The organism is Pseudomonas frederiksbergensis, from assembly GCF_001874645.1.
GTDB lineage: Bacteria > Pseudomonadota > Gammaproteobacteria > Pseudomonadales > Pseudomonadaceae > Aquipseudomonas > Aquipseudomonas frederiksbergensis_B.
The window spans coordinates 196,136-221,870 of sequence record NZ_CP017887.1 but is presented as its reverse complement, the minus strand read 5'-3'; the positions used below and the strand labels follow the sequence as shown (position 1 = coordinate 221,870).

Annotated in this window: 26 protein-coding genes and 2 pseudogenes; 9 read left to right on the top strand and 19 right to left on the bottom strand. The window is 54.7% G+C overall.

Annotated features, from left to right (window positions below; all coding sequences use genetic code 11):
• Positions 1-6 precede the first annotated feature (6 nt).
• The 7 genes from BLL42_RS28530 to BLL42_RS28505 form a co-directional block, all read right to left on the bottom strand.
• Entirely contained in the window at positions 7-1,605 is a 1,599-nt protein-coding gene (locus BLL42_RS28530; RefSeq protein ID WP_330220789.1) for a type VI lipase adapter Tla3 domain-containing protein, read from the bottom strand.
• The gene (locus tag BLL42_RS28525; RefSeq protein ID WP_071556046.1) at positions 1,605-3,749 is read right to left on the bottom strand and encodes an alpha/beta fold hydrolase; all 2,145 of its coding nucleotides are present in this window, start codon (positions 3,747-3,749) and stop codon (positions 1,605-1,607) included. Before BLL42_RS28525 ends, BLL42_RS28530 begins: the two co-directional genes overlap by 1 nt.
• On the bottom strand, positions 3,742-3,885 hold the full coding sequence (locus BLL42_RS30135; protein WP_161492370.1) for a hypothetical protein: 144 nt from the start codon (positions 3,883-3,885) through the stop codon (positions 3,742-3,744). Before BLL42_RS30135 ends, BLL42_RS28525 begins: the two co-directional genes overlap by 8 nt.
• A 64-nt stretch (positions 3,886-3,949) precedes the next feature.
• Positions 3,950-4,687 (bottom strand): hypothetical protein, encoded by a 738-nt coding sequence (locus BLL42_RS28520; RefSeq protein ID WP_071556045.1) that lies wholly within the window; start codon positions 4,685-4,687, stop codon positions 3,950-3,952.
• Positions 4,684-5,298 carry a hypothetical protein gene (locus tag BLL42_RS28515; RefSeq protein WP_071556044.1) on the bottom strand — a complete coding sequence of 205 codons (615 nt, stop codon included), beginning with the start codon at positions 5,296-5,298 and terminating at the stop codon, positions 4,684-4,686. The genes BLL42_RS28520 and BLL42_RS28515 overlap by 4 nt, the downstream gene beginning before the upstream one ends.
• Entirely contained in the window at positions 5,291-8,044 is a 2,754-nt protein-coding gene (locus tag BLL42_RS28510; protein ID WP_071556043.1) for a type VI secretion system Vgr family protein, read from the bottom strand. The genes BLL42_RS28515 and BLL42_RS28510 overlap by 8 nt, the downstream gene beginning before the upstream one ends.
• A 97-nt stretch (positions 8,045-8,141) precedes the next feature.
• Positions 8,142-8,660 (bottom strand): Hcp family type VI secretion system effector, encoded by a 519-nt coding sequence (locus BLL42_RS28505; protein WP_071556042.1) that lies wholly within the window; start codon positions 8,658-8,660, stop codon positions 8,142-8,144.
• A gap of 490 nt (positions 8,661-9,150) precedes the next feature.
• On the opposite strand from BLL42_RS28505, the pseudogene BLL42_RS28500 reads away from it, so the two are divergent.
• Positions 9,151-9,433, top strand: a pseudogene (locus tag BLL42_RS28500) (transposase); the annotation flags it as partial.
• A gap of 508 nt (positions 9,434-9,941) precedes the next feature.
• On the opposite strand, the gene BLL42_RS28495 reads toward BLL42_RS28500, so the two are convergent.
• The 3 genes from BLL42_RS28495 to BLL42_RS28485 all read right to left on the bottom strand — a co-directional run bounded on the left by BLL42_RS28495 (position 9,942) and on the right by BLL42_RS28485 (position 11,942).
• Positions 9,942-10,637, bottom strand: coding sequence for a hypothetical protein (locus BLL42_RS28495; protein ID WP_236722018.1), 696 nt, complete (start codon positions 10,635-10,637; stop codon positions 9,942-9,944).
• Between the two features lie 198 nt (positions 10,638-10,835).
• Entirely contained in the window at positions 10,836-11,462 is a 627-nt protein-coding gene (gene pmrG / locus BLL42_RS28490; protein ID WP_071556041.1) for a lipopolysaccharide core heptose(II)-phosphate phosphatase PmrG, read from the bottom strand.
• Positions 11,463-11,582: 120 nt separating this feature from the next.
• Positions 11,583-11,942 carry a hypothetical protein gene (locus tag BLL42_RS28485; RefSeq protein ID WP_071556040.1) on the bottom strand — a complete coding sequence of 120 codons (360 nt, stop codon included), beginning with the start codon at positions 11,940-11,942 and terminating at the stop codon, positions 11,583-11,585.
• 141 nt (positions 11,943-12,083) lie between these two features.
• Here BLL42_RS28485 and BLL42_RS28480 point away from each other — a divergent pair, with 141 nt between their 5' ends.
• Positions 12,084-12,431, top strand: coding sequence for a helix-turn-helix domain-containing protein (locus BLL42_RS28480; protein WP_071556039.1), 348 nt, complete (start codon positions 12,084-12,086; stop codon positions 12,429-12,431).
• 14 nt (positions 12,432-12,445) lie between these two features.
• Here the strand turns inward: BLL42_RS28480 and BLL42_RS28475 are convergent, their stop codons facing one another.
• From BLL42_RS28475 to BLL42_RS28455, 5 genes and pseudogenes are all read right to left on the bottom strand, one after another.
• Positions 12,446-12,778, bottom strand: a complete 333-nt coding sequence (locus BLL42_RS28475; RefSeq protein ID WP_071556038.1) for a hypothetical protein — start codon at positions 12,776-12,778, stop codon at positions 12,446-12,448.
• A gap of 21 nt (positions 12,779-12,799) precedes the next feature.
• Entirely contained in the window at positions 12,800-13,708 is a 909-nt protein-coding gene (locus tag BLL42_RS28470; RefSeq protein ID WP_071556037.1) for a recombination directionality factor, read from the bottom strand.
• 97 nt (positions 13,709-13,805) lie between these two features.
• Positions 13,806-14,811 (bottom strand): annotated as a pseudogene (locus tag BLL42_RS28465) (YqaJ viral recombinase family nuclease).
• A 74-nt stretch (positions 14,812-14,885) separates the two neighbouring features.
• Positions 14,886-15,854, bottom strand: a complete 969-nt coding sequence (locus BLL42_RS28460) for a DUF932 domain-containing protein (RefSeq protein ID WP_071556036.1) — start codon at positions 15,852-15,854, stop codon at positions 14,886-14,888.
• Positions 15,855-15,945: 91 nt separating this feature from the next.
• Positions 15,946-16,275: a hypothetical protein gene (locus tag BLL42_RS28455; protein ID WP_071556154.1), complete on the bottom strand. Its 330-nt coding sequence runs from the start codon at positions 16,273-16,275 to the stop codon at positions 15,946-15,948.
• A 180-nt stretch (positions 16,276-16,455) separates the two neighbouring features.
• On the opposite strand from BLL42_RS28455, the gene BLL42_RS28450 reads away from it, so the two are divergent.
• From BLL42_RS28450 to BLL42_RS28435, 4 genes are all read left to right on the top strand, one after another.
• Positions 16,456-16,911: a hypothetical protein gene (locus tag BLL42_RS28450; protein WP_071556035.1), complete on the top strand. Its 456-nt coding sequence runs from the start codon at positions 16,456-16,458 to the stop codon at positions 16,909-16,911.
• Complete coding sequence (locus BLL42_RS28445) at positions 16,908-19,904, top strand: HsdM family class I SAM-dependent methyltransferase (RefSeq protein ID WP_071556034.1); 2,997 nt, start codon at positions 16,908-16,910, stop codon at positions 19,902-19,904. The genes BLL42_RS28450 and BLL42_RS28445 overlap by 4 nt, the downstream gene beginning before the upstream one ends.
• Before the next feature lie 8 nt (positions 19,905-19,912).
• On the top strand, positions 19,913-20,662 hold the full coding sequence (locus tag BLL42_RS29970) for a hypothetical protein (RefSeq protein ID WP_129587041.1): 750 nt from the start codon (positions 19,913-19,915) through the stop codon (positions 20,660-20,662).
• Positions 20,663-20,820: 158 nt separating this feature from the next.
• Complete coding sequence (locus BLL42_RS28435; RefSeq protein WP_071556032.1) at positions 20,821-21,030, top strand: hypothetical protein; 210 nt, start codon at positions 20,821-20,823, stop codon at positions 21,028-21,030.
• Positions 21,031-21,160: 130 nt separating this feature from the next.
• Here BLL42_RS28435 and BLL42_RS29380 read toward each other — a convergent pair whose 3' ends face one another.
• On the bottom strand, positions 21,161-21,316 hold the full coding sequence (locus BLL42_RS29380) for a portal protein (RefSeq protein ID WP_236722017.1): 156 nt from the start codon (positions 21,314-21,316) through the stop codon (positions 21,161-21,163).
• Between the two features lie 94 nt (positions 21,317-21,410).
• Positions 21,411-21,641 carry a DUF6429 family protein gene (locus BLL42_RS30660; RefSeq protein WP_236722016.1) on the bottom strand — a complete coding sequence of 77 codons (231 nt, stop codon included), beginning with the start codon at positions 21,639-21,641 and terminating at the stop codon, positions 21,411-21,413.
• On the opposite strand from BLL42_RS30660, the gene tnpB reads away from it, so the two are divergent.
• From tnpB to BLL42_RS28420, 3 genes are read left to right on the top strand one after another with little or no spacing between them, the layout of a single operon-like run.
• Positions 21,602-22,006 (top strand): IS66 family insertion sequence element accessory protein TnpB, encoded by a 405-nt coding sequence (tnpB, locus tag BLL42_RS28430; protein ID WP_236722014.1) that lies wholly within the window; start codon positions 21,602-21,604, stop codon positions 22,004-22,006. The two genes, BLL42_RS30660 and tnpB, sit on opposite strands and share 40 nt — an antisense overlap.
• 18 nt (positions 22,007-22,024) lie before the next feature.
• Positions 22,025-23,557, top strand: a complete 1,533-nt coding sequence (gene tnpC, locus BLL42_RS28425; RefSeq protein WP_071556030.1) for an IS66 family transposase — start codon at positions 22,025-22,027, stop codon at positions 23,555-23,557.
• Positions 23,527-23,907, top strand: coding sequence for a DUF6429 family protein (locus BLL42_RS28420; protein ID WP_236722015.1), 381 nt, complete (start codon positions 23,527-23,529; stop codon positions 23,905-23,907). Before tnpC (BLL42_RS28425) ends, BLL42_RS28420 begins: the two co-directional genes overlap by 31 nt.
• Here BLL42_RS28420 and BLL42_RS29965 read toward each other — a convergent pair.
• Both BLL42_RS29965 and tnpC (BLL42_RS28415) read right to left on the bottom strand, forming a co-directional pair.
• On the bottom strand, positions 23,874-24,227 hold the full coding sequence (locus BLL42_RS29965; protein ID WP_129587040.1) for a DUF6429 family protein: 354 nt from the start codon (positions 24,225-24,227) through the stop codon (positions 23,874-23,876). The genes BLL42_RS28420 and BLL42_RS29965 overlap by 34 nt on opposite strands.
• Positions 24,197-25,729 carry an IS66 family transposase gene (gene tnpC, locus BLL42_RS28415; protein ID WP_071556030.1) on the bottom strand — a complete coding sequence of 511 codons (1,533 nt, stop codon included), beginning with the start codon at positions 25,727-25,729 and terminating at the stop codon, positions 24,197-24,199. The genes BLL42_RS29965 and tnpC (BLL42_RS28415) overlap by 31 nt, the downstream gene beginning before the upstream one ends.
• Between the last annotated feature and the right edge of the window lie 6 nt (positions 25,730-25,735).

Below are 25,735 nucleotides of genomic sequence, written 5' to 3'. Positions count from 1 at the left end.
TGAGGTTTACAGATCATCCATCCAGTCGGCTTTAGGTTTCAGGCTGGCCAGGAACTCCTCAATGGCGTAATCGTGGTTCTCGAACTCCGCCAACGAAGGCACCGGCGGTGGGCTCGTAGTGACGGGCGCGGGTGGGGCTTGGTTGCTGCTGGCGGTTTGAGGCATCAGGTTGATGCCGAACTTGTTGCCGACCGGCTTCTTGCCAGGTGTCGGGGAGGTGATGGTGATGATCGTTGCTTGGTCCTGGCGACGCAGGGGCATGACCACGCTGGTGTCGGCGTTCTGGTAGCTGGCCATGGTGGCCAGGGCAATACCAACGAAGGGCGAAGCGGCGCCGGTATCGCCCAGGCGTTGGGTGAGGTCGTAGCTTTCGCGGGAATCGAGCAGGTCGAGGGAACTGTGGGCAACGGCGAGGGCAGGGACCAGTTCGGCCAGTGGCGCGCTGTGCAAGCCACCATCGTAGAACACACGGGCCGGTGGCGGGGCGACTCCGTCAGTGGCTTTTTTCCAACCGATGGCCAGCTGTGCGCTCAGAGCGTCGCGCTTCAGGCGTTCGCCATTGTCCGGGCGTTGCAGGGAGACAGTGACGGGGCGATGGATCTTGGCCAGTACCGGCAACGCGTCCCACTGTTCAAAGGCGCGCTCGGTCCAGGGTTGGGGGATGAACGCCGAGGGTTGGAATTCGACGGCCGGTTTGCGCCAGCCCCAGCCGGTGAATTCGGGGTCGATTTTGTTCTCGTTGACCTTGGTGAAGGGGGCGTAGTAGCGCAGCCATTCGACGCGTTCGGGGCGGGCGACGACTAGGGCGACCATGGTGTCGGTGAGTTTATCGGGTTGGCGTGGGCCAGCGACAGCACCGAGTGATTTAAGAGACGTATCTCTACTCGATAAAGCGCCTGCCATATTGATGCCTTCGACGTTGTAAACCAGCACGGCAGGCAGATCAGGATTGTGTTCGAACAGTTTGAAGATGTTTTCTATGAGGCCTTCGGGGGTGTCATTGCAGACAACTCCGTCCTGTAAGTTACGAATACGATGCCAGTGCAGCCCTGCGTCAGTGCGAAAGCTGTCGACCATACTGGTAAGCATTTCGCGAGTTCTTTCAGGAGTGAAGCGTAAGTTCGGCGTATTGGAGTTCCAGTCACGCACTACGGTAATAGTGGGAATTGGCCATTTTTCTAGAAAGACCCGTAAACCCAACTCCAGGGCATCGGCCTTTCGCTTGGAATAAGCCAGATTTTTGTCATCGGAGGTGATCGGATATTTCTTCGGATCCATGGGCAGGATACTACCCAGATGCAGCGCCTCCAGTTGATACGCACTTTGTTCTTGCAGTGTCTGCCAGATTTGTCCCTGACGAAATACATCGAGGCTCATACCAATGCTGAGTACGTCCAGAGTTTCCAGGTGAGGCGAAGAGGACGGTGCATGATAACGAGCGTCAGCGGACATAGTAGAGGCCTTTTTGGTCGAGGTATAAGCAGTCACCGGGGTGGCTGGTGTGGCAAAGCAACGGGCGGATGCCAGAGAGGATTCTGCCGCCAGAACTAAATGGCTGCTTAGCAGCAAGCCGGTAATAGACAAGTAAGGGAGTATGCAGCGCATTAGATTTCCCCCCCGAAACGGATGGGTTTACCGAGCTTTTGGCCACCGAAGGTCTGTGTTGCTACCAAAGAAGGCAGAGGGCTCATTACGACGTCCGGCAGGGCACCGGATTTTCGATACCCCACTGTGGAGTCGATCAGAGCCCTATGCTCATCTTGAAGATAGAGTTGCTCAACCTCTTCGTCTGGACGTTCGAAGTCATCTTCATCTTGGCCCGTTATGTCTCCATCAGTCCTCTTCCAATCCAACCGCCAATCCGCCACCCGGCACAAATACGCATAAAAAGCCGGATCATCTACGCTCTCTCCGGCTCCCACCGCCACGTCATACGCCAGCACTTGGCGGCTGTGTTCCGGATTGTTTGGAATGCCCGAGTGAAAAGACATCGGCTCCTGAAAGTCTGTACCTTGATGACGCAATCGCGCCTCGTAGGGCGTTTCGCCGCGAGTGATTCGAACCGTGCCATCGTCGAGCGTGCGAACTGAAAATACATGGGTCTTTTGGGCGGTCTCTTTACCTTCGTTCAGCGCGTTTTCGACATCAAGATTGGTGCGCCCATACTTGAGCGTATTTTGCGCATCCAGAATGTCCACGCGAACCTGTTTGGGGTCATCGCCTTTCCAGCCGCCACGGCTCATGGCAATGGAGGCATCGATGGGGTCTAGCGGTTCATTGACTATATACACCCCACTTTTTGAGTCTTCACCGGGCTCGACCGGCGGGGCTATGTTGGAGAAGCTGGCCTCAGCGGGCACCGGCAATAGAGGTGCCGTTAACATCACGCCTTGATTAACGTCAAACGAAGCATTTTTAACGCCTCGGCCGAACCAGTTCATGCCAGTGTCTTCCCAGGTTTGCTCGCCTGAGAGTTGCAAGGGGTACACGTAGGGCGGGACGTGCAGGCCAATTTTTTCCTTCTGGCCATTGCGTTTACGCAGGGTAAAGATGCGTTGGTAAAAGCGCAGTGGCAGTTCGGTACGAGCAGCGTGTTTATCAACGGTCTCCCCGATCCCCTGCCAACCGATTCCCTGGACGTTGCGCAGGCCAACAACCTGGTCCTGGGGGGTGAAGTAGAGGTAGGTGCAGCCACGATTGTCTCGTTCCTCGAAGGTGACTTGTTGCCCTTTGATGGCGGTGACAGACGATGCATTCCCGGTCCAGCCTGGACCGCTGATAGCCCCGTATCCTTGACAGTTTTTGAGGGCGACACTCGATAAGGCAGGCACTCGATTGGGGCTGTTGGCAATGAACTGCAATATGCCCTTGAGGGTGGCAATCCGTGCCCCCGTCGTCTGTTGCCCAAGCCAGTCTTGACCCTTTTCTAAAGAAGGTTGGAACAGGCTGTAGGGTGAGTTCAACATGACGAAGGCATCCACAGGTGATACGCCGTCCTCCTTGAGGTAGGCATGGGCCAGCAGGGTCACCATGGTTCCTTGGCTGTGGCCCACCACATTGATGGTGTCGTTCGGATAACGTTTGCGGATGATTTTGATCAGCATGGCCAAACGCATGGCGGCGAGCACCATGTAACGACGGTTGGGGCTGGTTAACAACGGATGGCTGGGGGAGCCACCGAGCAAGTCCATGGAAATGAAGCCGAACAACATGCCGTTGAATCCATCGCCCCACATGTCCGGCAGGTTGGTGGTGGCATTGGCGAACATGCCGCCTTCCTTGGTGCCTGCTTTGTCGAGCCGGTTGCCATTGCGGTCCAGCCACTGACCGTGCGCTTCGGTTTTCTGAATGAACGCTTCTTCCTCGCGAAACCCCCAATAGAACGGCACCACCACGCTGCGTGGCTGGCAGCCGTTGCTGGATGCTCCGGCCTTGCGGCGGAAGTACACGGCATCAGGATTCTTGGCTTCGCCGTCATCATCGGCGGGAGCAGTGTAGCTGGCCGGCAACAGGTATCCCGGGTTGTTCGCGCCGTTGGGGAAGGTACGTGGCATATCGAGGCGTTCGTTCAGCCCCTCGCACAGACCCTGCTCAATACGTGCGTAGCAACCCGCCAGGTCGTTGACGCCGTGCACGAGAATCGTCACACAGGGCTTCGGTGGAGGTGGAATCAGGTGGATGTCGCCACCGCTGGGCATGGTGATCGATTGGCTGGAACAGATTTTTTTCGGCTGGGCAGCGTCAGTCATCGCGCATTTCCTCCTTGAAAATTACCCCATTGGTCTCGACGCATGGGGTCGAGCGCCTGTCCGGGTTGGCGGCTGCTACCCGACGCAGGTCGGCTGGTGTCGTGATGAGCAGACGTAGTGAGTCTCGGATCTTCATTTTGTTCCCCTCAGGTGATGCCCCTTGCACGTGGCAAGGTCATGACGGATTCGCCCGCTGATGCCTATTGGCGCTGCGCCTCAAATACGAAGGGATCGCCCTGATTCGGGAAGTGCAACAGGTACTGCGCCACCGGGTTTTTAGTATTGGGTACCCGGTAATCCACTTTCAGCCCGGTCGGATTGTTTTCCAGCTCCGCCCCCAGGTAGGCGTTTTCCGGATAGCTGAACTGATTGCCGGGCGCCTTGCGAATGGCCGAGCAAGAGGCGAACAGTCGCGGTAACGCGTATAGATGCTGGCCGTGTACCAGCAACACCAGGGGGTAGCGATCACCGTAGCCACTGCTGACGTACTGCAACTCCAGGCACGTTGAGGCACCTTGGCGCCAGGCCGTGGCGGTCGCCACGTTTTCCGGGTCGATGGGATCACCGACGGGCCATTGCGGCGAGGCGAAGTTGACCGCGTCGCGCAGTGGCCAGCGTTGTTTGCCGACCGTCAGGGCCTCTCCGTCAAAGACAATTACGGGTGTGCCTTTGGGCGGGTCGAGCTTCAGTTCGTCGGGCGCGCTCCACTGCGCATCCTCAAAACGTTCAAACGCCGGGCGCATGGCGTTGACCCACAGGCAATGCCGTGGCGATTCCGCGCAGGGCTTGGCCAGCTCTCTGCCGGGTCCGGCAAACAGGTTGTCGCCCAGCGACTGATAAAACGCACGGTAATCGGTGAACTGTACCGGGGATGCCTGCGCCAGAAAGGGCAGGCTCGCGCCGAGAAACAGGCTCAGACAACGGGTGAGTTTGCTCATCGATATTCCTTGGCGCCGGTTGCCTTGATGTATTCCGGATTGGTGGTCCAGAAGATCGTTTTGCCGATGGCGGCGGTGGACCGGTATATGTGGTTATAACGACCCCGCTCGCGGGTATTTACCATTGTGTTGGTCTTTTTGTTGAACTGCGTCCAATAGGTGATTTTCTCCGGCTTCGAGACTTGCGCAACACCGAAGATGTTGTGCGAAGGGGAACCGTAGTGGAACCCAGATGAGTGTCGGGGGTTGGTCGACTTCTTGATATCGATGCCATCCCACCAGTAAGCGCCATTGGAGGGATCATTGCCGCGCTGGGCGAGAGCATCCCGCGCACTCTCCACTGCCGAGCGCATGTTCGGATCGGCATTGATGGCCGCTTCCGAAGCCGCCATCAGTTGGTTGTAACGGACATTGTTGCCCTGCATTGCAACGACGTAACTGTCCCCTGCCTCCTTGAGCAGGCTGGCGACGTCGGCCAGCCCCCACGCGCGCATACGGTTGGTCACCGTAAAGCATATGGCGCGGACTTCCTGCGGGTTATTGTCCGTCGAGGCTTCGCCGTATCCGATGGCCGCGAGCTTGCGCATCTGTGGCGTGATGAGATCAGGCATTTTGTTTCTCCTTTACCGGCCATGACTCCAGCTCCAGTTCCATGTCAGCAGGGAATTCCGGCGTGCGCTCACCGGAACCCTCGGCCACGACTTCACCGGCGGACATCACCTTGAAGTGGTGCGGCGCGGGTCCACCTTTGTCATCCTTGAATTCAAAGAACTGCACAATTTCCTCCGCATCATCATCGGCACTGGCAACACTGGCAGCAGCCCCCGCACCGCCTGCCGCGACACCCGCGGCTGCGGGGGAGGGCGGCTTGAGCATGGCCACATTGGCAATGCTCATCACATCTTTCTGCAACAACTGCGTGGCGCCCTGAGCATCAGTCACTCCTTCGACCACTTCGCCACTGGACAGGGTGATTTTGTACTGCATGTTGGGCATCGCCGACGTCCCGTCAATCTGCTTGAGCATAAAGCGTCGCTGGGTATCGCCGACTTTGAATTTGGGCAGTTCCGCTTCCAGGCTGGTGGCACCGAGCAGGCTGTGTTTGGCCGCTTTGACGATCAGGTTGCCGGGCATGCCCAGTTCGATATTGCCGCCCTTGATGGTGATGTATGCCCCGCCACACATCAGCGTGATGTGCTCTTTGGCCGACACCAGCACATGCTGGTTGCTCGCGCTGACTTCCACACTCTGATCCGCCTCCAGGCGGATGTTGTTCTTCTGCGCTTGCAACAGCATCAGCCCTTGGTGGGTGATGTGGCGCATCTCGCCACTTTGGGCGAACAGCCCAAGGTCGGTGCCGGCGTTGACCACGAACTTTTGCCCTGAGGTTAGTTGCTGGTTCTCTTGGGCTACGCTGTCGATATGCTCGCCCGCCGCCAGCGTAATGCTGTTGGGCGATGCCAGTGCTACGCCGGCCTGGCCACTCAGGGCAATCGCCGGTTTGCCGCCGTTGGTCTTGTCCGGCTCATCGTTGGCGCCGTGCCCCAGGTCTCGGACCGCTTCACTGAGGTCTTTTTGTGGCTCGGTATCATGGCCGACGCCCTGGTTGTCCGCCGCGTAGTCACCCAGCCCCTTGGCCAGTTGTAACGCCGCTTCCAGCACCTGAACAACCGTTGCGCGGTTTAGGTGCCCACCATTGGCGTTCAGTTGCTCTTCGGTGCTGAGCAGCAACCCTTTGGCCGCGCGCACGGCGCCGTGTTCGTCCGTGCGTAACTCGAAACCTTCACCACGTGGCGCGCCGCCATCGGGGCGCGGGTGTGTCAGGTAACCCAGGTGCAAGGCGGTGCTGCCGTGATCGCTCATCAAGGCTGCGCTGATCTGCTGGGTAGTGTCGTCAATGCGCAGTTCGTTGGCGCGTGCGCCCTTGTGTTCCTTGCTTTTGATGGTGTTGAGGGTTTTGTGATTCGGGAGTTGGTACGGCGGCATGTGGGTCGCACGGTAGGTGCGGCCGGTGATGATCGGCTGGTCACAATCACCGTCGAGGTAGTCGACGATGACTTCCTGGCCAATACGCGGGATTGCCATATGACCCCATTGCGCACCCGCCCAATTTTGCGACACGCGAATCCAGCAGGAGCTGAAGTCGTTGTTCTTGCCTTCCCGATCCCAAGGAAATTGCACTTTGACCCGGCCGTATTCGTCGGTGTGGATTTCCTCGCCCTCGGGGCCGACCACGCTGGCGATCTGCGGACCATCCATGCGTGGCTTGGGCAGCGGCGCGGGGCGCCACTCCACATGATCGGGGATGATCTGGGCACTGAAGTCGTAACTCACACCCATGTTGGTGTCGGCGGACTCTTCTTGCTGGCTGGTGTGCTGTACACCCTTGTGGGTAATACGCACTGAGCGCCACCAGCGATTGAAATCGTTGCGTGGGTGGCCGGTAAGTTGAAAGGACATTCCGGGAATCAAACGCGGATCGTCACCTTCGACCATCGCGACCTGGACATCCCGACGATGCCCGCGCAGGCGATCCTGGGTGAAGGGTTTGCCTGCGGCACTGCCCTTGTAGCGCCCTGGATAGTCATAGCGCTCGTAGTGCGGGGCCTGGCGTTCGAGGTCTTCGCCGACCGTGTGTTGCTGTTGGTCGAACGTGGGGCGCTTGAAGGTGTAGTCGCGCTGGGTTTGTTCGACGGTGCGCACGTTTTCGGTGTAGCTGAAGGCGTAGAGCACCGGCTGGATGGCATCAGCCGCGGGTTGTGTGGTGTACAGCACGGGACCGCCCTGGATACGTTCCTGGACATACAACTTGTCGCTTTGGATCAGCGTATGGGTGGTCGCGTCATGCTTGAAGAAATAGAACAGGCCTTCTTCGGCAGACAGCCGATCGAACAGGTAGAGGTCGGTGTCTCCCGCCTGGACGCAGTGTTCGCGTGGCAGGTGCGGGATGTTGATACGGGCTTGATAGTCGAGGACGCCATGCTCGTTGAGCACCGACTTGAGGATCTCGGGCACGCTCTTTTGTTGAAAAATCCGCCAGTCTGAACTCAAGTTCAAGCGAGCGAGTTGCGGCTCAACCACGACCCGATAGCGTGTACGACGGAACCCGGTCGTGCCCTGGGTAAAGCTGGAAACCAGTCCATGAACATGACGCACCGCTGTGGTTCCCTGCCAGATCGTGAGCAGCGCGGGTTGATCAAGGACGTCTTCAAATTTGATGTTGGCGTTGTCACTGGCCAGTTCCAGTGTCAGCCGGTAAGGCTCACACAGGGCTTCCTCCAACGTGAACTCCACCACCTCGAACTCTATTCGGCCGGAGAGTACGGAGAAGGTGAACTTCAAATCCCTTTGGCGCATTGATCCGATCCTTATGTGAACGAGTGAGGTGATTGGCAACACGTAAAAGGGCATCGACCAGCAACGCTGGCCGATGCATTCGAACGCTCAGCCAACCTTAGCCAGCGACCGGCGTACGCCAGTCATCAGAGCCGGAAGTGCCGCACACTTCGTGGGTCCAGGTGATTTTGCGGTAGGTGAATTCGACGTCTTCCAGGTGGGTGAAGTGCGCGTTCGCCGGGTCCTGGCAGTTGTGCATGTAGTCCTTGATGTCGACGATGATTGCGTCTTCAAGTTTGGTGGTGAAGTAATGCTCTTGGGTGCCGGCCGCCGAGGTGCGGTACCACTGGATGGTGATTTCGGTCAGGCGCTCGCCGGAGGTCAAGGCCGCCAGCAGCAGTGGCGAGGACTTGTCGAAGACCTTGGTGATTTTCACCGGCTTGTGAACGCGCTGGCCGGTAGGTTGGCCGGACTGCGGGTCGCGAGGAATGATCACTTCGTGGCTGAAGCCTTGAACCATGACCTGGTCTTCGTGACCTTCCTGGTAGGTGTTGCCCACCGAATCCGCGGTGAACGCACCGGCGGTGATCAGGCCTTGTTTGGTGCCGGTGATGGACATATACGCTGGCGTAGCCATGGGTGCTCTCCGTGCTGAAAAAGTAGAAACTCATCGGCAAAATCGCTAACGAGTGCCGGAGTAGCAATCAATGTTCGTGCCAACTAATTTAATATACTTGTTTGCCAGTTAGTTGCTAAATAGCAAGTAAAATTATTCGGCGTTTTGCGTGTAAAAATACGGAAAATTGCGCAAGAAGTTGCGCAGTGCTATGCAACTTCTTGCGCACTTGGCTGCAGGCTGCGTAGTGTGTGCTCTGTAGCTGAGTTAGGTGCTGAATTTCAAGAAATGACTGCGCAGCTTCTTGCGCAACTTGAGAGTTGGCGGCCCCCCAGCAAATGGTCTGTAATTCTTAGCTGAATCGATCCGGACACATGCAAGTCCTCTTACCCTTTGTTAGCGTACTCCTCAGCTTCATGTGCGGGTCTCGGGTTCGCATCGCAAGGGAAACGCTGAAGAAGACTTCATGATTTTGGCAAAAAAAACCAGACGCCACCCGCAGAGTTTTCCGATGAAACAAATGACTTTCACTGATGCCGAGTACGCTGGCAAACGCAAGCAGACCCGTAAAGAGTTGTTCCTGATCGAGATGGATCAGGTGGTGCCCTGGAAGGGTTTGATTGCCTTGATCGAGCCGCATTATCCGAAGGGCGAAGGGGGGGCGTCCGGCGTATCCGTTGCTGGCCATGTTGCGGGTTCATCTGATGCAAAACTGGTTCGGCTACAGCGATCCAACGAGGGATGAGGGATTGTACGAGACTACTATTGTGCGTCAGTTTGCAGGGCTGAGCCTGGTCAAGAATACGGCGCATCTGGTGACGCTGTTTGTGCTATCGAATCTGTGGATGTCCCGCCGAGATTTACTGAGCAATGCAGGAGAGGTGTGCCTGTAATGTGGGAAATAGCCGCCGCGCCGCCGCGAGGTGCTTGCAGCAACTTAAAAGACAGGAATGAGTGAGTGATCTGAGCGTTTTGCATCGACGCTCCACTTTCAAAATCGGCGGTGGCCGAAGTCAACCAGAAACACATGGCTATTTCAGACCATCCCTAAACGTCTCGCCGACCCAGACGCCCAAGATTGGCGTCTGGGTCGGCGAGGATACAAGTCGTCAGCAAACTATGTCTGCATGTGAGGTATGTCTGTTCCTAGCCCGAACGTGTAAAAACGCGTTCAGGCGCCAGCATAGCGCACCAACGTTTTTTATTGTTGCGCATGTGTAAATAAGCATTTTGTGGTGTGTAACATATGAAATTAAAGTTTAATTAAAAAATAAAGGCACGGAATATTCCATGCCTTTTGCTTCAGTGAATTCCAATCGGCTTATCGTTTTTGTCATAGCAAATCGGATGTTCACAGTATCCGTCTGCATTGAGTACTTCCAGTTCGTAGACTGCGGGTAGGTATTGCTTGATCTGCGTCTTGGGCACTTTCTTGCCATTGATGGTGCATTCATCGTCCGCGCGTGGGTTACACCAGGCTTCTTTTATGTCGATGTTTTTTGTGGGTTTTGTCATGGGCGTGTGTTCGGCTTGAGGCGCGTCATCGGCTGGCGAGCCACTCGCTGCATTCGTGTCCAATGAGTAGGCGGCAATCGAATCTTTCGCATTCTCTTGGCTAATACCATGGTCAAGTAAGAACTCTTGAAGTGTTGTACGGGCTTGAGCATACGTCAGCCCTTTCGCTTGTTTGTTGGGTCCGCCATCTTTGCGATAGGCAATCGGGTAGCCATCTTCACTTTCATAAAGGTAATAGTAAATGGACAGACTAAAGTTGAGATCTTGACCGTACATGCCATAGATTCCAGAGCCGTTGGAGGCACGGCAGGTGCCGCGCAGGCATTTGCCGCTGAGTTGATTGCTGAAGGTGATGTTACGCTGCTGTTGCGCATCCCACTGGGTGATGTTCCTCGGAAGGGGGTACCAAGTGCAACGGTAGAATTTCGCCCCGTACTGATTTTTGGCCTCTGCGCAGGGAATGGCATAGGGCAAGTCATTCATCGTTTGCTCATTGGGTAGCATCGGTGAGTACAAGTGGCCGTAGTCAACTTCTGCGTGCGCGTTCAATGAAACGGCAAGCGCCAAACAGCCTGCCGCTTTGAGTGCGACTGATGTTATATTCAATGTATTAGGCTCGGTGTTGTTCGGAATGATGAGGTTGGATTGTTTTGTAGGTTTTTTTGTAGAGAGGTTTGGCTTTTAAATCGCTGGTGGTTGTTTAGGGAGGTCGCCTGGATTTAATTTTCCGATAATCTGCAATCCGTTGTCGCTCGTAATTTTTGCAAAGAGCAGGCTCCCATATTGAGGGTTCCAAGATTGTGTGTGTCCGCTGGTTCTTATTAAATCAGTCATGCATGTGTAGTGGGTCACTACTAGAAGGTTTCTATTAGTGGTCTTGTGCTTTAGCAGTTTGTCAATGATGTCGCTTCCGCAAATAGTCTCCCTGTCGGATAGCAAGCTTGCTTTGCCTAACATAAAGTCGGATGTTTGAACTGTTCTAGTCATCGGGCTGGTGAAAATATCAGTGTTGTCTAACTCGAAATATGTTTTTAAACGAATTCCGAATTCTTTTGCTCGCTCGCTTCCCAGTGCGGTGATTCCATTGTCTGGGCCCAAGCATGGGTTGGTTGAGCGGTCGCAACGTTCTTCGTGCCGGATCAATACAATAACATTCCCCTTTTTCCAGTCGTTAGAAAGACCTGATCTGGCTAGTTTTTTAGTGGGGCCCAAATCTTCGACAGTGTTTCTTGTGAGCGCGTCGTAAGCAAAGACGAGCACGCCAACAAAACCAATGCTTAGTATTGCTTTTAATGGGGTGATATTCATTATTTCGAATGTCCATTTTTATATTTTATAAAGCTTCTGCTTTCGGCCCGGCATGACTTCATGCGTGGCCTATTTAACGGCGGGGTATGCGGAGGAGCGAAGATTGATTCGTGTCGTCGGCTATTTCTTGTAGATGACTTTGAGTTTTTTATTAACGTAGTCTTTGATGATTTCGTAGTCGGGGTTGTACGTCGCCAGCGTATGGCCTGCACTGGCGACCGCCGCAGCTGTGGCCAGGACGACGCTGGCCGGTAGCGACGCGGCGCCGATGAGGGTGCCCAATAGGCCGCCCTGAGCGATAGCGCCTTTTGCATCGACTTTTACTCGACACTTGAGCCCGAGATGCTCAATGCGCGTTTCGATGTATTTGATGCTGGCGTTGAAGTTCCCTCGTAATCCGATCACCTCGAACGAAGCTCGGCTCGTTAGCTGGTGATTGATCTGTGCTTCATTGAGGCCGATGACAAGCGATAGCGTCATGTCCTGACATTTCCCTGGGTGTGAGTTGGCGGAGGAGACTCATTGCTGATTATCAACCTTTCAGGTTGAGTTTCGGTCTTTAGGGTTCTTCATGTCAATGGGGTGATGCTCAACTATCTAGGTTGGGAATTGGGAGGTGGTGTGATAGAAACTGATCAGAAGTTTTTGGCAGGTGTGGTAGGCCGTGCGATTGCTAAGCAGCGCATTCGCAGTGGCTTGACGCAGGAAGAGGTGGCCGAACGCTTGGGCATCGGTAATGAAGCCGTTTCCCGTATCGAGCGAGGTGTCGTCGTGCCCAATATTGAACGGCTGGTGGAGTTCGCCAACATCTTTGATTGCGAAGTGGCGGATTTATTGACCGAGGCCAGTTCACGCCCTGACGATCAAGCCACTCGGATCAGCCGGTTATTGATGGCGCTTAATCATGACGATCGACAGCTTATTGTGGATCTGGTGGAGCGTTTGGCTGAGCGTCTGAGAAAGGGTTGAGCGCAAGATCCTTTTCATAGATCGTGAGGGTTGTCGATGGAGTCCTGATCAAACAGGGTCCCGCATCGTAAACAGAGATAGTCATAGTGGCTGAACTGATACTTTTGCACGTCGTTGGCAAAGGCCTGCGTGGCAATGTAGCCAGAGGTGGCACGAGAAACGCCCTTACTTATCCTAGCGAGCATTTGAGCTAAATAGTGGTGCTGCTCGTTTTCCGGTAAAGGGGCTTGCACCTCCGTGACACCGAGCAGGAAGTTCTCCAGTGTCCCTATGAGAATCACCACGGTGGTTGTGACATCTTTAGACGCTACAACTGTTGAGTCGCAAATCAGGCAGTGCTGGGCCATGGAGCCTCCCATGAGGTTGGGTTAGTGAGTACGCTCTGCCGGTAAGGCATCTGTCGCCAATGACTCCAGCTTGTTGGCCAGTGATGGCCGAGTAGTAGGAGAGACATCGCGCCCAGTTTTCTCCGGTTCAGGCGCAGGGAAAAACTCATCGATGATCGCGTCGCGGTCTTGCGCATCGTCTTCGAAAGCGCCATTGCCCAAGCCTAGTCGAGCTGCGTTGTCCAGAGCCACTTGGTCATAGCCAGTTGCTTGGCGGATGGATTCCAGTTCTCTCGCCGCACACAGAGTGGCGTCCATGTCCAGGCCATTACGCAGGGTGATATCGACGTAGAAAATCGCTGTGCCATGACTCTGTCGTGTAGATTTTCCACGTAGCCGCAGTTCCAGGGGCAGGTAGGCTAGACGGTTGCCTGAGACGGCCTGGAAGTACTGCAATCGTGCAGCCAGGGTGCGAATGCTGTTGAACCCTGTGGTGCGGAACACAAAGCTGCCCAGTGGATCATCATCGCCAATCACTACGTTCAGGCGTCCGTAAGGCTTGCAGGCGTTCCCCTGGGCCAAGGAACAGCCATCCGGTGATGGGCAGGGCAGCGTCTTGATTCCATCCTCACATTGACGTTTACAGGTCTCGCCGTTGCCAACGCAGCGTGGTCGGCCCGTTGCGCGGTCGAACAAGCTGTAGTCGGCACGAAAGTTTAGGTCAGGCTCGTTGAACAACAACCGGATTGGGATGTTACGTAGTTTGTTTTCTGAAGCCTTGCGCAGTTCTTCGTCCAGTGGATGCAGCAACCAGCCATCCCGATTTTGCACTTGGGACGTGATGGTGAATTGATCGTCTTTTTCGGGAAGACGCTTGCCGTTTCGTTCGACCACTTTGCCGATAGAAATACGACCGAGCACGGGCGGCGTTATTGCCAAACCTTTGAGCATGGCGCTACTCCTGTATCTGAAATTAAAAAGCCACCGAAAGCGCGTGAACGGTCTGGGTGGCGACGAGTTGGTGGGGCATTGGAATAATCAGCAAGCGTCACTTCAGCAGAAAACGCCGACTGCCGGTTTTGGTGGTTGAGTAGCGCACTTGTAGATGGGGGTTGTCGTTCAACAACCGTGGGATATCTAGGGCCACGCTGTCTTTGGCTTTCTTCCAAGTGACGGCGCCGGTTTGGAACAGTGCGTGACTGGCATCGCCCATGGCTTGCTGTAAGGTCTGCTTAAGCTGGGCTTCCTGGGTTTCTTTCTGCTCAATTGATTCGCGCACTTTTTGCAGGTCCGCAAAAGTGGCATTGAGTCGGACGTCCTGGCTTAAGTCCACGGTGTGCCCGGTGTCCTGTGGGTACAGGCAGCGCAAGGCTTGATCCGCAGAGGCGGAACCGTCAGCGGGGGGGCGGCGTATCGCTGACGACGTAATCCCAGAACAACCGCTCCAGGTCGATCAGGCGAGCAATCATCTGCTCGTCCCGCTCGATGCGGTGGATTTCCAGATGCTGGCCGCCCAGGAGTACCGCCACATCAGCCGCCTGTTTGCCGGTGACTGCCAACTGATGCATGACCTGTAATTGCACATACTCGGGTACGCCTTCTTTCCAGAGGCGTGCGCCGTTTATGCCAGCGGTCTTGCATTCAAGGATTTGGACCTGTGGCGTGCCGATGACTTCACGGTCGATATTAGCGAGCATCCAGGGTAGTTCTGGATCAGGGTGTTGCAGCACGGCGTTAATTCGTCGCACTTTCTTGCCGGTGCGTTTGCTGTAATGCCAGGCCACGATGGGCTCCAGCACATGGCCCCAGTAGGCTGGGCTCTCCTCATCCTGGGGATCGATTTTCGGTAACGTGGCATCCCGGCCGGTTTTCTCCAGCCATAACTCCAACTGCGATTTGTACGGGTTGAGACCAACGGCTGCGCCTGCGTCTGAGCTGCCGATACCTTGTTTGCGCACGGCGAGCCAGTCTTCGCGGGGTAGTTGTTTGGTGCTGATCAGACGAAGAGCCGGACGGCTCTTGTAGGTAGTTTCATGTAGGGTAATCGCTTTCATAGGGGGTACCTTGCAGACACAAAAATGCCCGTTGAGCGCAGTGCTGAACGGGCGTTGTGGTGGAGGGAGATATTTCAGGCAGCGAGTAGCAGGGCGGCCTCCAGCGCACGTTGCTTTATCTGCGCACCCTGACCGAACCAGGCGGAGTCCATGCGGTACTCGTTGTTGCGCGCTCGACGCTCGTGGTCGACGTACTCGGTCACGGCGTTGAGCAGGCCCCAGGCAGTGCCTTGCGCCGACGCCAGCGTGGCGCCGCGACCGCGCCCTTCGTACAGGGTTTGCACCTTGCGCAGGGCGCGTTCGTTGGGCAGGACTTCCGGTAATTTGCTATTGGGCGTGACGTCACACAACACGTTCATGAAGAACCCCATGGCCTCACGCCACTGGACTTTGCGCTCGGCCAGCACGCGCATGCGATACATAAACTCGTCCCATTGCGAGACGGCCACCCCCAGTTGCTTTTTGACGACCTGTGGGTCGAAACGGGTGCTATGCGGGACCTTGATGGCACGAGTGGTGCCATCCAGTGCGATGGTTAAGGTGTTGTTGCAGACCACGCGAACGGTGGTCGGTGTGGCAGTGGTGGCGAGCGTGCCGTCACAAGAGGTCGCCAACAACAAGTAACCGTTGACCTGATCGTTGCCCTTCAGCACGGTGTTGTGACCGGTTCGCGCCAGCGCCCAGAACTTACGACCGCCCTTGAGCACACCTGCGGTTTCCAACTCATAGCCGGACACCTCGGTGAGATCTCGATAAAATTCCATCACCTCACGTGGCTGGACAATCTGATAGCGGTTGGAGACCACGGACAGTGGCGCTTTAGTGTCGGAGCGGTAAAGCACCTTTTGCTCCGGGAACGAGTGGATGCTGCCCAGATGACCGATAGCGTCGGCTTTGAAATGCACTGGGCTTTCCTGGATTTGCCAGTCCATACCGGCCTCACGCTGCCAGATTTCAATCGGCTGTTTTTGTGTTAGTTGACTGCCGAGGCCATGCCACGGTGTCGCACCAACGTAAGCCATTTGTTCGATTTGATGAGCCATGATTACGATTCCTTAGGGTGCAAGCCGGCATAAGTGCCACGCATTGCGTGGTACTGTCCGGACGTACTAAAAGAGAGAAGGGGAGAACGGTTTAAGCAGGCAGGTTGAAGCGGTGGCCACAGATCAGGCAGAGATTGTGGGCGAGCACATGGCGATCCAGTGTGTCGCCGAGTTGAGCGCCTAATGCACATCCGCCAGCGCCGCCAACAAGCCCGCCGAGGATGGCGCCAGAAACGGCTCCGAGCGTGACGCCGAACGGGCCAGCCATGGCGCCGACGGTGGCGCCGGCCTGGCCACCTGCAAGTGCTGCACTGACGCCGCGTGCTGCACCGCCAACCGCACCGATGGCGGCGGCGATTTTCATGGCCTGGTGGAAGGAGGCGATTTTGGGTGAGTTACAGCGAGGGCACTGCAATGACATGGTTTGAATCTCCATGGTGGTGATGTCATAGCAGTGATGTATGGCTGAATTTTTTTGGAAACGCAGAGCGCTCACTTCGAGTTCTGGCGACAAGCAGCGTTTAGGGCCAAAAAGGTTTCTGGGCTAGATCGCGAAACTGCTTTATAATCAAAACAGTTTTGAGCTGAGTTCTGAGCAGAGATGATCAAGCCCCTTTCCTTTACAGCTAAAGACGTGTGCAGTGCATTGGGAGGAGTGTGCCGCTCCCGTGTCCATGCATGGGTCCAATTACCACCTTTCTCCTTTATGGTCACTATGGAGCGTAGTGCCCGTCGCTTCAGCAAAGCTGACTTGGTAGTGATGGCAGTTCTTCAGACATTGGAAGATCAGTTCGGTGTGAAAAGTCGGTTGCTGGGCCAGTTGTCGGGGGGCATCCATAAGTATTTAGCTGAACTTAAGTCAGTGACTGCCGAAGAGTGGATTTTCATCCGCCGGTCGGACGGTGCCACGCGTTTGGTGCATGCCCACCCGATCAGTGAGTCGGGTTGGGTTCTTGATTTGGCGGAAGAGCGAAATCGTATCGATGTTTATCTTGGAATCGTGCCGCCTCAGCGTGAGCTCCCCTTGATCGCCGACATGCTTGCTCGTTCCCAATGAATAACACTCTTGATATTTTGACGGGCTTCGGCGCTCGTCCAGTGGATTGTGTGGAGCTTTCTCGTCAAGACGATCCTCGCCTTCTGCGTTACGTGGATCTCGTCCGGAAAACTGGGCAGCCGATCATCGATGTAGTAATCGAGGAGCGGAGGCAAGCATTACTTTATGTGGTAGATGCGAGCCGACTGGGAGTTGTATCCAGCGGATTTGATATTGCTGACTTGCGCCGGAAACTAGCCATGCGAGGTGATCCAGCATGGCTTGGAGTTCTGCGTCCTGGTCGCTTAGAAATTTATGCAACAGATCTTCGTCCCGATCCCAATTCAATGCCGGTATCGTTTCTAGTTGGAAAGGCTGAATCTCCGAGTGTTCTACCTCGATTAGTCCACGGCGAAGAGCTTGCCCCAATTTCTAGCCTGATATTGCGCAACGTTTTGTTTGGGTTGATGACGGATGCCGGCGAGGAGCTTAAAGGCTTTGGACTGTCAACTGACGAAAGCATCGCGTTAACTGGTCGGGCGCTTTTCTTTCGTTACCTTATCGGGCGAAAAATTATCGGTGATGATCATCTGCGAACGATCTCCTCTTCCGCTCGATCATTGGAAGAATGCTTCAGTAGTATTGACAGTCTGGTTGCGGCAAATGAATGGCTAGATCGGATTTTTAATGGTGATTTACTGAAACTTCCTAACAAAAACTATAACGAGTATTTTAGCGGTCTTTTTCAAAAGGTTGGTCACCAGTTAACCCGTCCACTTGAGGCTATCCTTGGACTGGATCAATCTATTACTCCAGGTATGTCTCAAAGACTACTCAATTGGGGGGATTTGGATTTCGATCATCTGCCTATCGGATTATTGAGTGAAACATATGAAGAGTTGATGTATCGCTTCGATGCGGAGGCGCGGCGTGACACTAGTGTGTATTACACCCCTTCGCATATCGCAGAGTACATGGTCGAAGAGGCCTTCCATCAGCATCCAGCGGGAGCGGCTGCACGGGTGCTTGACCCTGCATGTGGTGCTGGGGTGTTTTTGGTTGCCTGCTTCCGCAAGTTAGCAGAGCTACACTTCACCGAGTCTGGGAAGCGGCCCGATCGACAAGAATTACGAGAAATCCTTGAACAGCAATTGACCGGCTTTGACATCAATGCTCATGCTCGTACTCTTGCCGCATTGGCCCTATATCTAACAGCATTAGAACTTGATCCTGCCCCTGCGCCTGTTGAAATGCTTAGGTTCAATAAGCTTGAAGGTAAGGTCTTGATCGATGTGGCCGATCCAGGTAGCGACTTGGCTGTTATAAAACCGATGGCAGGCAGTTTAGGCGACCATGTATCAAAAGAATTTCTTTCGGCGTTCGACCTAGTAATAGGCAACCCGCCATGGACTAGCCTTAAGTCGTCTTACGCTGCGATTGATAAAGTATTCACTCGTCGTTGCCGCGCCGTTGCAGCACGGAGAGAGCTCCACGAGATTGCATTGACCTATAAAAATCCGGATCGTGTGACTGACTTACCATTCGTTTGGGGCGCTATGGATTGGGCAAAGCCTGGCGGGCGTATTGCTTTGGCTGTTGCTGGGCGTTGGCTTTTCAAAATGTCACCGGCCGGCTTTTCTGCGCGTCGGGCAATATTTCAAGCTCTTTCAATTACCGGCATTTTGAATGGTGCGTCGGTACGGCAGACGAAGGTTTGGCCAAACGTAGAGCAACCGTTTTGCCTGCTTTTCGCAGATAATTGTCGACCACAAGAGGGTGATCAGTTTGTGTTGGTCAGCCCTGAGGATGAGCCCGCACTAACTGGTAAAGGTCGCATGCGTATAGATGCCAGCGACGCGGTCCCTATTGACTTGAATTTTGTCGTTAACGAGCCTGCGGCCGTAAAGACTTTGTATCGTGGGTCGGCATTGGACTTGGCTATCGTTCAGCGCATCCGGGCGTGTGCTGATTACTCCATAGGTGAGTTCTGGATTCCCGAGCGAGGTTTACATAGCGGACAAGGTTATCAGGTTGCCCAGCGCTCGGATGACGATACTTTTTTGGCAGGAATGCCACAGTTAGGTGCGCGTTATGCTGAACATCCGTTTTTCGTAAAAGTGGAAACGCTACCTCTTTACGTGCCGCAAGGCTTGCAGTGGCCTAGAGATCCTAAAATATATAAAGCTCCATTAGTATTGGTTCGTGAGGGATACAAGGCAAATCGAGAGCAGGGGCGGGCGCTTATCTGTGACTTCGATGTTGCTTATTCCGAATCTTATTACGGCTTTTCGTCTGGTGCTCATCCGGATGGCGACTTTTTATCTAAATACTTACTTGTGCTCATGCACAGTAAGCTATTTGAGTATTGGGCGTTGATGACTAGTGCTAAGTTTGGTGTTGAGCGCGAGTCCCTCCAGCTGCAGGATGTCGAGAGTTTTCCGCTCGTTAGTGTGGGGCGGATTAATGAGGATGATCGAAAATTGATTAGTTCTTGTGCTCGTGCTTTGATTGAAGGTCAACCTGAATGGGATGTATTAGATCAGGTAGTTGCGCAAACCTATGGTCTCGGTCGACACGACCTGGAAACAGTGCTCGATACACTTTCTACGCGAGCTCCTTTTCCTCTTGCTAAAGCTCGTTCTTGTAAGCCAGCAATCTTAGAGGAGGTAGATAGCTTTAAAGAGAGATTGCAGGCGGAGTTATCTGCTGTGTTTTCCGTCAGTGGATATCATGTTCACATCCGTGAGCTTGTTTATGATTCTCTGTCACCTTGGAAATTCATCGCTATTTCTCTGGGTGAGAAAATTGCGCCAGTAATGGTACCTCCAGGATGGGTTCAGCACGCAGATGACCTGGCAATTAGTAGAATTACGATAGTCGATCATGATCAGCCATTAGTTATAGTCGGCTTGCTTGATCACTATCGTTACTGGACGCTAACCCAGGCACGCCTGCTAGCTTCAGATCTACTTTGGCAGTACGGAGCAATGTTGGAGGCGCGAGCTAAACAATGAGCGGCCTCATGACTCGAAATTGGCAGCGCCCATCAGCGATTACAAAAACAGCAGAAATATCGCCTTCCCTATTGGTCGTGGTGCAAAACGTCCTGTGCATGGCATGGCAGTTACTAATGGACGAGGTACGGGTTGGTGCGTTTTCGCTATGTATTGCAACCGAGGACGAAATTACTGAACGGCTACAGTTGATTCTTGGGGATCTTCATGCTGCTGATGATGTGCCGATTCCAGGATTTTTTTTGTTCGAAACGCCTGTGAGAGAAGGCAATTTGCGCAATCACAATGGCGAGCATCTGGATAGACAACCTGATCTTACATTTCGTCCCCTGCGCGGGCATATTCAAACTACTAACTCTGTTACTACTGCTATATTTATCGAGTGCAAGCCCATTGATGCTGCTCATCCAGTAGTGAGTACTTACTGCAATGCTGGCCTTATTCGTTTTGTCCAAGGCGATTACGCTTGGGCAGTGGATCGTGCCATGATGTTAGGGTATGTTCGAAATGTTTGTAGGCTTCCTGGAGGGTTGGCGTCGGGCTTTAATAGCGTTTTATTAACTAATCAACTAAGCACCCAAGGTGATCTTGAGGCACTTGCTCCGACCGCCTTCGGCACTTCTGTCTGCTTATCGAAACACAATCGTGATTTTTGCCTATCTGGAAGCGATTTGAAAGCAGGAGTTATCAATATTCATCACCTATGGCTCCATTCAGATCAGCCTTGCGAGCGGTCCCGGTGTCGCGGCTCATCTTAGATTGGGCTAACTTTTATATTTTAGATATTTGATGATGGTTTGGTGCTGGAGCATTTATCAGGTTGATGCGGGCGAGTTACAATAGACTGACATAGTCCGGTACCCTCGAAGCCGCAAATGTGATTACACTGGACGACCACTATCTAGGAGCCATACCCATGAAAACCTGTACCGTCTTTGGGGATATGCAGTCCGACAGTGCCACCGAACAATACCCGACTGTGACCCTGTGTAATGACTGCGTCGAGCAGGACGCCCTAGCCAAAGAGGATAATCAAATTGTCAGCCAGGGAGCCTACGACGAGTCCTTCGGCGACAGCTGTGAGTGGTGCGGAACCACAGTTGAGGAAGAGGGTGTAGCGCAGTAAAGGATGGGTGCCTTGGGCCTAGCCCTTTCTCGCAGAGCGCCACCTAAACAAGCCGCCACAAAGGGCGGCTTACTCTCTACGCTGACTCAGTTTCTGTTGCCGGCATGCACCTCTTTCGGGTTGAAACGGGTCACTTCTTGCACAGCGATTCATTGATCTTCAGCAGTCTGGCTTGCTCTGGCGCAAGCTCATCCATAGCCCATACCTGAGTTGCGTCACATGCGGCTCCGAACCTACCTGCCTTCTGCGGGATCACGCCCATCAACGGCGGCGGTATGCGCAGCATGGCCACTCGTTTGTAAGCGCTCCATAAACCCCACCGACTCGGCGCGCTCAGCTGGACGATACTCAGATACACCCAGCATGGCCGTAGTACGAAGTCAGGTATCAGGGTTGGATGCATGCTCCCCTTGAGTTCTCACCCCAAACAACCGGTCGGCTATCTGCCGACCTCGCTCCAGCCCTTCCGCCGTCAACCAAATCGATTTGTTCTTGTTCACAGGATTACTGATGAAACCATGTTCATGCAATGTAAGCGCTCCATGAACCCCATATTCAAAGCGCTTAGCTGATGCCGGATGCTGTGCTCCCGATTTCTTTCTGGAGCCCATCCGCCATGATGCGACCCGACGCAAAAGTCGAAAAAGTGTATCTGTACCCCAAGCCCGTCGACTTCCGAAAATCCATTGATGGCCTGGCTGCGCTGGTCGAGCTGGACATCAAGGTCGCCGTGTTCGACCCGGTACTCTTCGTCTTCCTCAACAAGCCCCGCAACCGCGTGAAGATTTTGTACTGGGAACGCAACGGCTTCTGCCTTTGGCTCAAGCGCCTGGAGTCTGAACGATTCAAAACATCGCCCGATGTCACCGACGAGGCGATTGTCCTGACCGTCCAGGAACTCAACTGGATGCTCGACGGTTTCGACCTCTGGCGAAACCGCCCACATCAGGTTTTGACGCCGCGATTTGTGGCCTGATTCCGTATAATCCAGGGCATGATTTCGATGCCCAAAAATCTTCCTGATGACCCCGCGCGGCTCAAGCAATTGCTGGAGCAGATGTTGCTTGAGCGCGAGTCCAACAAGGGCCGCATTGTTCATCTTGAAGAAGAAAACGCGCTGCTGCGCCAGCGCTTGTTTGGACGCAAGTCCGAGCAAACAGCTGATCCGGCAACGCCACAGCTTGCCCTTTTCAACGAAGCGGAAAGCATTGCCGAGCCTGTCGACGAAGACGCCGAAGAAGAAGTCGTTGCTCCAGCCAAGCGTCGCGGCAAGCGCAAGCCGTTACCTGCCGAACTACCGCGTATCGAAGTCATCCACGAGCTTCCCGAGCACGAGCTGACTTGCGTCTGCGGTTGCCGCAAACACGCCATTGGCGAGGAAGTCAGCGAGCAGCTTGAAATCGTGCCGATGCAGATCCGTGTGATCAAACACGTTCGTAAAGTCTACGGTTGCCGCAACTGCGAGACGGCTCCTGTCACGGCGGACAAGCCCGCTCAATTGATTGAAAAAAGCATGGCCAGTCCAAGTGTTTTGGCGATGCTGCTGACCACCAAGTACGTAGACGGTTTGCCACTTCACCGCTTTGAAAAAGTACTGGGTCGCCACGGCATCGATATTCCACGCCAGACCCTGGCTCGTTGGGTTATCCAGTGCGGCGAGCACTTCCAGCCGCTACTGAATTTAATGCGCGATAACCTGTTGGTAAGCCGTGTCATCCACTGCGATGAAACACGCGTACAGGTCCTCAAAGAGCCTGATCGAGAGCCGAGCAGCCAGTCCTGGATGTGGGTGCAAACCGGCGGTCTGCCAGACAAGCCGGTAATCCTTTTCGACTACTCCACCAGCCGAGCGCAGGAGGTGCCGACGCGCCTGCTCGATGGCTATCGCGGCTATGTCATGACTGATGATTACGCCGGTTACAACGCGCTGGGCGCCCGGCCAGAAGTTGAGCGTTTAGGCTGCTGGGCCCACGCTCGTCGCAAGTTCGTTGAAGCACAAAAAGTGCAGCCCAAAGGCAAGACAGGGCGCGCCGACATCGCGCTGAACCTGATCAACAAGCTTTATGGGATCGAACGCGACTTCAAGGCAAGCGGCGACGCTGAACGTAAAACCGGTCGTCGCGAACAAAGCCTGCCGGTACTTACTCAGTTGAAAAGTTGGATCGAAAAGACACAACCCCAGGTTACCGCTCAGAACGCTCTGGGCAAAGCCATCAGCTATCTGGCAAGCAACTGGAGCAAGCTGGAACGGTATGTCGAGGAAGGCTACTTGCCGATCGACAACAACGCCGCCGAACGGGCCATCAGGCCCTTCGTCATCGGACGAAAGAACTGGTTGTTCAGCGATACGCCCAAAGGCGCGACGGCCAGCGCTCAGCTTTACAGCCTGGTCGAGACTGCCAAAGCCAACGGCCAAGAGCCCTATGCGTGGCTGCACCACGCACTTGAGCGTCTGCCAACGGCGGCTTCGGTTGAAGATTACGAAGCTTTGTTGCCATGGAACTGCTCGCCGATATCGCCTGGCTGAGCGCACTACTCAGATGGAAGTCGGTGGGGATTATGGAGTGCCCATTACAAACTCGACGATACCTGTCGAATATGAGCGGAGCAACGATCATGGAATACGACGAAAAACTGATTGAAGATGCCGTGCTTGCCCTGTTGGCAACCTTCAGTTCCGACAACGGCAATGCTTGGAAAGGGTTCGACTTCGAGACCATGAACCAATTGCATGAACATGGTTTCATCAGTAATCCTGTGAACAAGAACAAATCGATTTGGTTGACGGCGGAAGGGCTGGAGCGAGGTCGGCAGATAGCCGACCGGTTGTTTGGGGTGAGAACTCAAGGGGAGCATGCATCCAGCCCTGATACCTGACTTCGTACTACGGCCATGCTGGGTGTATCTGAGTATCGTCCAGCTGAGCGCGCCGAGTCGGTGGGGTTTATGGAGCGCTTACCATGCAATTGGTTCATGGTCTCGAAGTCGAACCCTTTCCAAGCATTGCCGTTGTCGGAACTGAAGGTTGCCAACAGGGCAAGCACGGCATCTTCAATCAGTTTTTCGTCGTATTCCATGATCGTTGCTCCGCTCATATTCGACAGGTATCGTCGAGTTTGTAATGGGCACTCCATAATCCCCACCGACTTCCATCTGAGTAGTGCGCTCAGCCAGGCGATATCGGCGAGCAGTTCCATGGCAACAAAGCTTCGTAATCTTCAACCGAAGCCGCCGTTGGCAGACGCTCAAGTGCGTGGTGCAGCCACGCATAGGGCTCTTGGCCGTTGGCTTTGGCAGTCTCGACCAGGCTGTAAAGCTGAGCGCTGGCCGTCGCGCCTTTGGGCGTATCGCTGAACAACCAGTTCTTTCGTCCGATGACGAAGGGCCTGATGGCCCGTTCGGCGGCGTTGTTGTCGATCGGCAAGTAGCCTTCCTCGACATACCGTTCCAGCTTGCTCCAGTTGCTTGCCAGATAGCTGATGGCTTTGCCCAGAGCGTTCTGAGCGGTAACCTGGGGTTGTGTCTTTTCGATCCAACTTTTCAACTGAGTAAGTACCGGCAGGCTTTGTTCGCGACGACCGGTTTTACGTTCAGCGTCGCCGCTTGCCTTGAAGTCGCGTTCGATCCCATAAAGCTTGTTGATCAGGTTCAGCGCGATGTCGGCGCGCCCTGTCTTGCCTTTGGGCTGCACTTTTTGTGCTTCAACGAACTTGCGACGAGCGTGGGCCCAGCAGCCTAAACGCTCAACTTCTGGCCGGGCGCCCAGCGCGTTGTAACCGGCGTAATCATCAGTCATGACATAGCCGCGATAGCCATCGAGCAGGCGCGTCGGCACCTCCTGCGCTCGGCTGGTGGAGTAGTCGAAAAGGATTACCGGCTTGTCTGGCAGACCGCCGGTTTGCACCCACATCCAGGACTGGCTGCTCGGCTCTCGATCAGGCTCTTTGAGGACCTGTACGCGTGTTTCATCGCAGTGGATGACACGGCTTACCAACAGGTTATCGCGCATTAAATTCAGTAGCGGCTGGAAGTGCTCGCCGCACTGGATAACCCAACGAGCCAGGGTCTGGCGTGGAATATCGATGCCGTGGCGACCCAGTACTTTTTCAAAGCGGTGAAGTGGCAAACCGTCTACGTACTTGGTGGTCAGCAGCATCGCCAAAACACTTGGACTGGCCATGCTTTTTTCAATCAATTGAGCGGGCTTGTCCGCCGTGACAGGAGCCGTCTCGCAGTTGCGGCAACCGTAGACTTTACGAACGTGTTTGATCACACGGATCTGCATCGGCACGATTTCAAGCTGCTCGCTGACTTCCTCGCCAATGGCGTGTTTGCGGCAACCGCAGACGCAAGTCAGCTCGTGCTCGGGAAGCTCGTGGATGACTTCGATACGCGGTAGTTCGGCAGGTAACGGCTTGCGCTTGCCGCGACGCTTGGCTGGAGCAACGACTTCTTCTTCGGCGTCTTCGTCGACAGGCTCGGCAATGCTTTCCGCTTCGTTGAAAAGGGCAAGCTGTGGCGTTGCCGGATCAGCTGTTTGCTCGGACTTGCGTCCAAACAAGCGCTGGCGCAGCAGCGCGTTTTCTTCTTCAAGATGAACAATGCGGCCCTTGTTGGACTCGCGCTCAAGCAACATCTGCTCCAGCAATTGCTTGAGCCGCGCGGGGTCATCAGGAAGATTTTTGGGCATCGAAATCATGCCCTG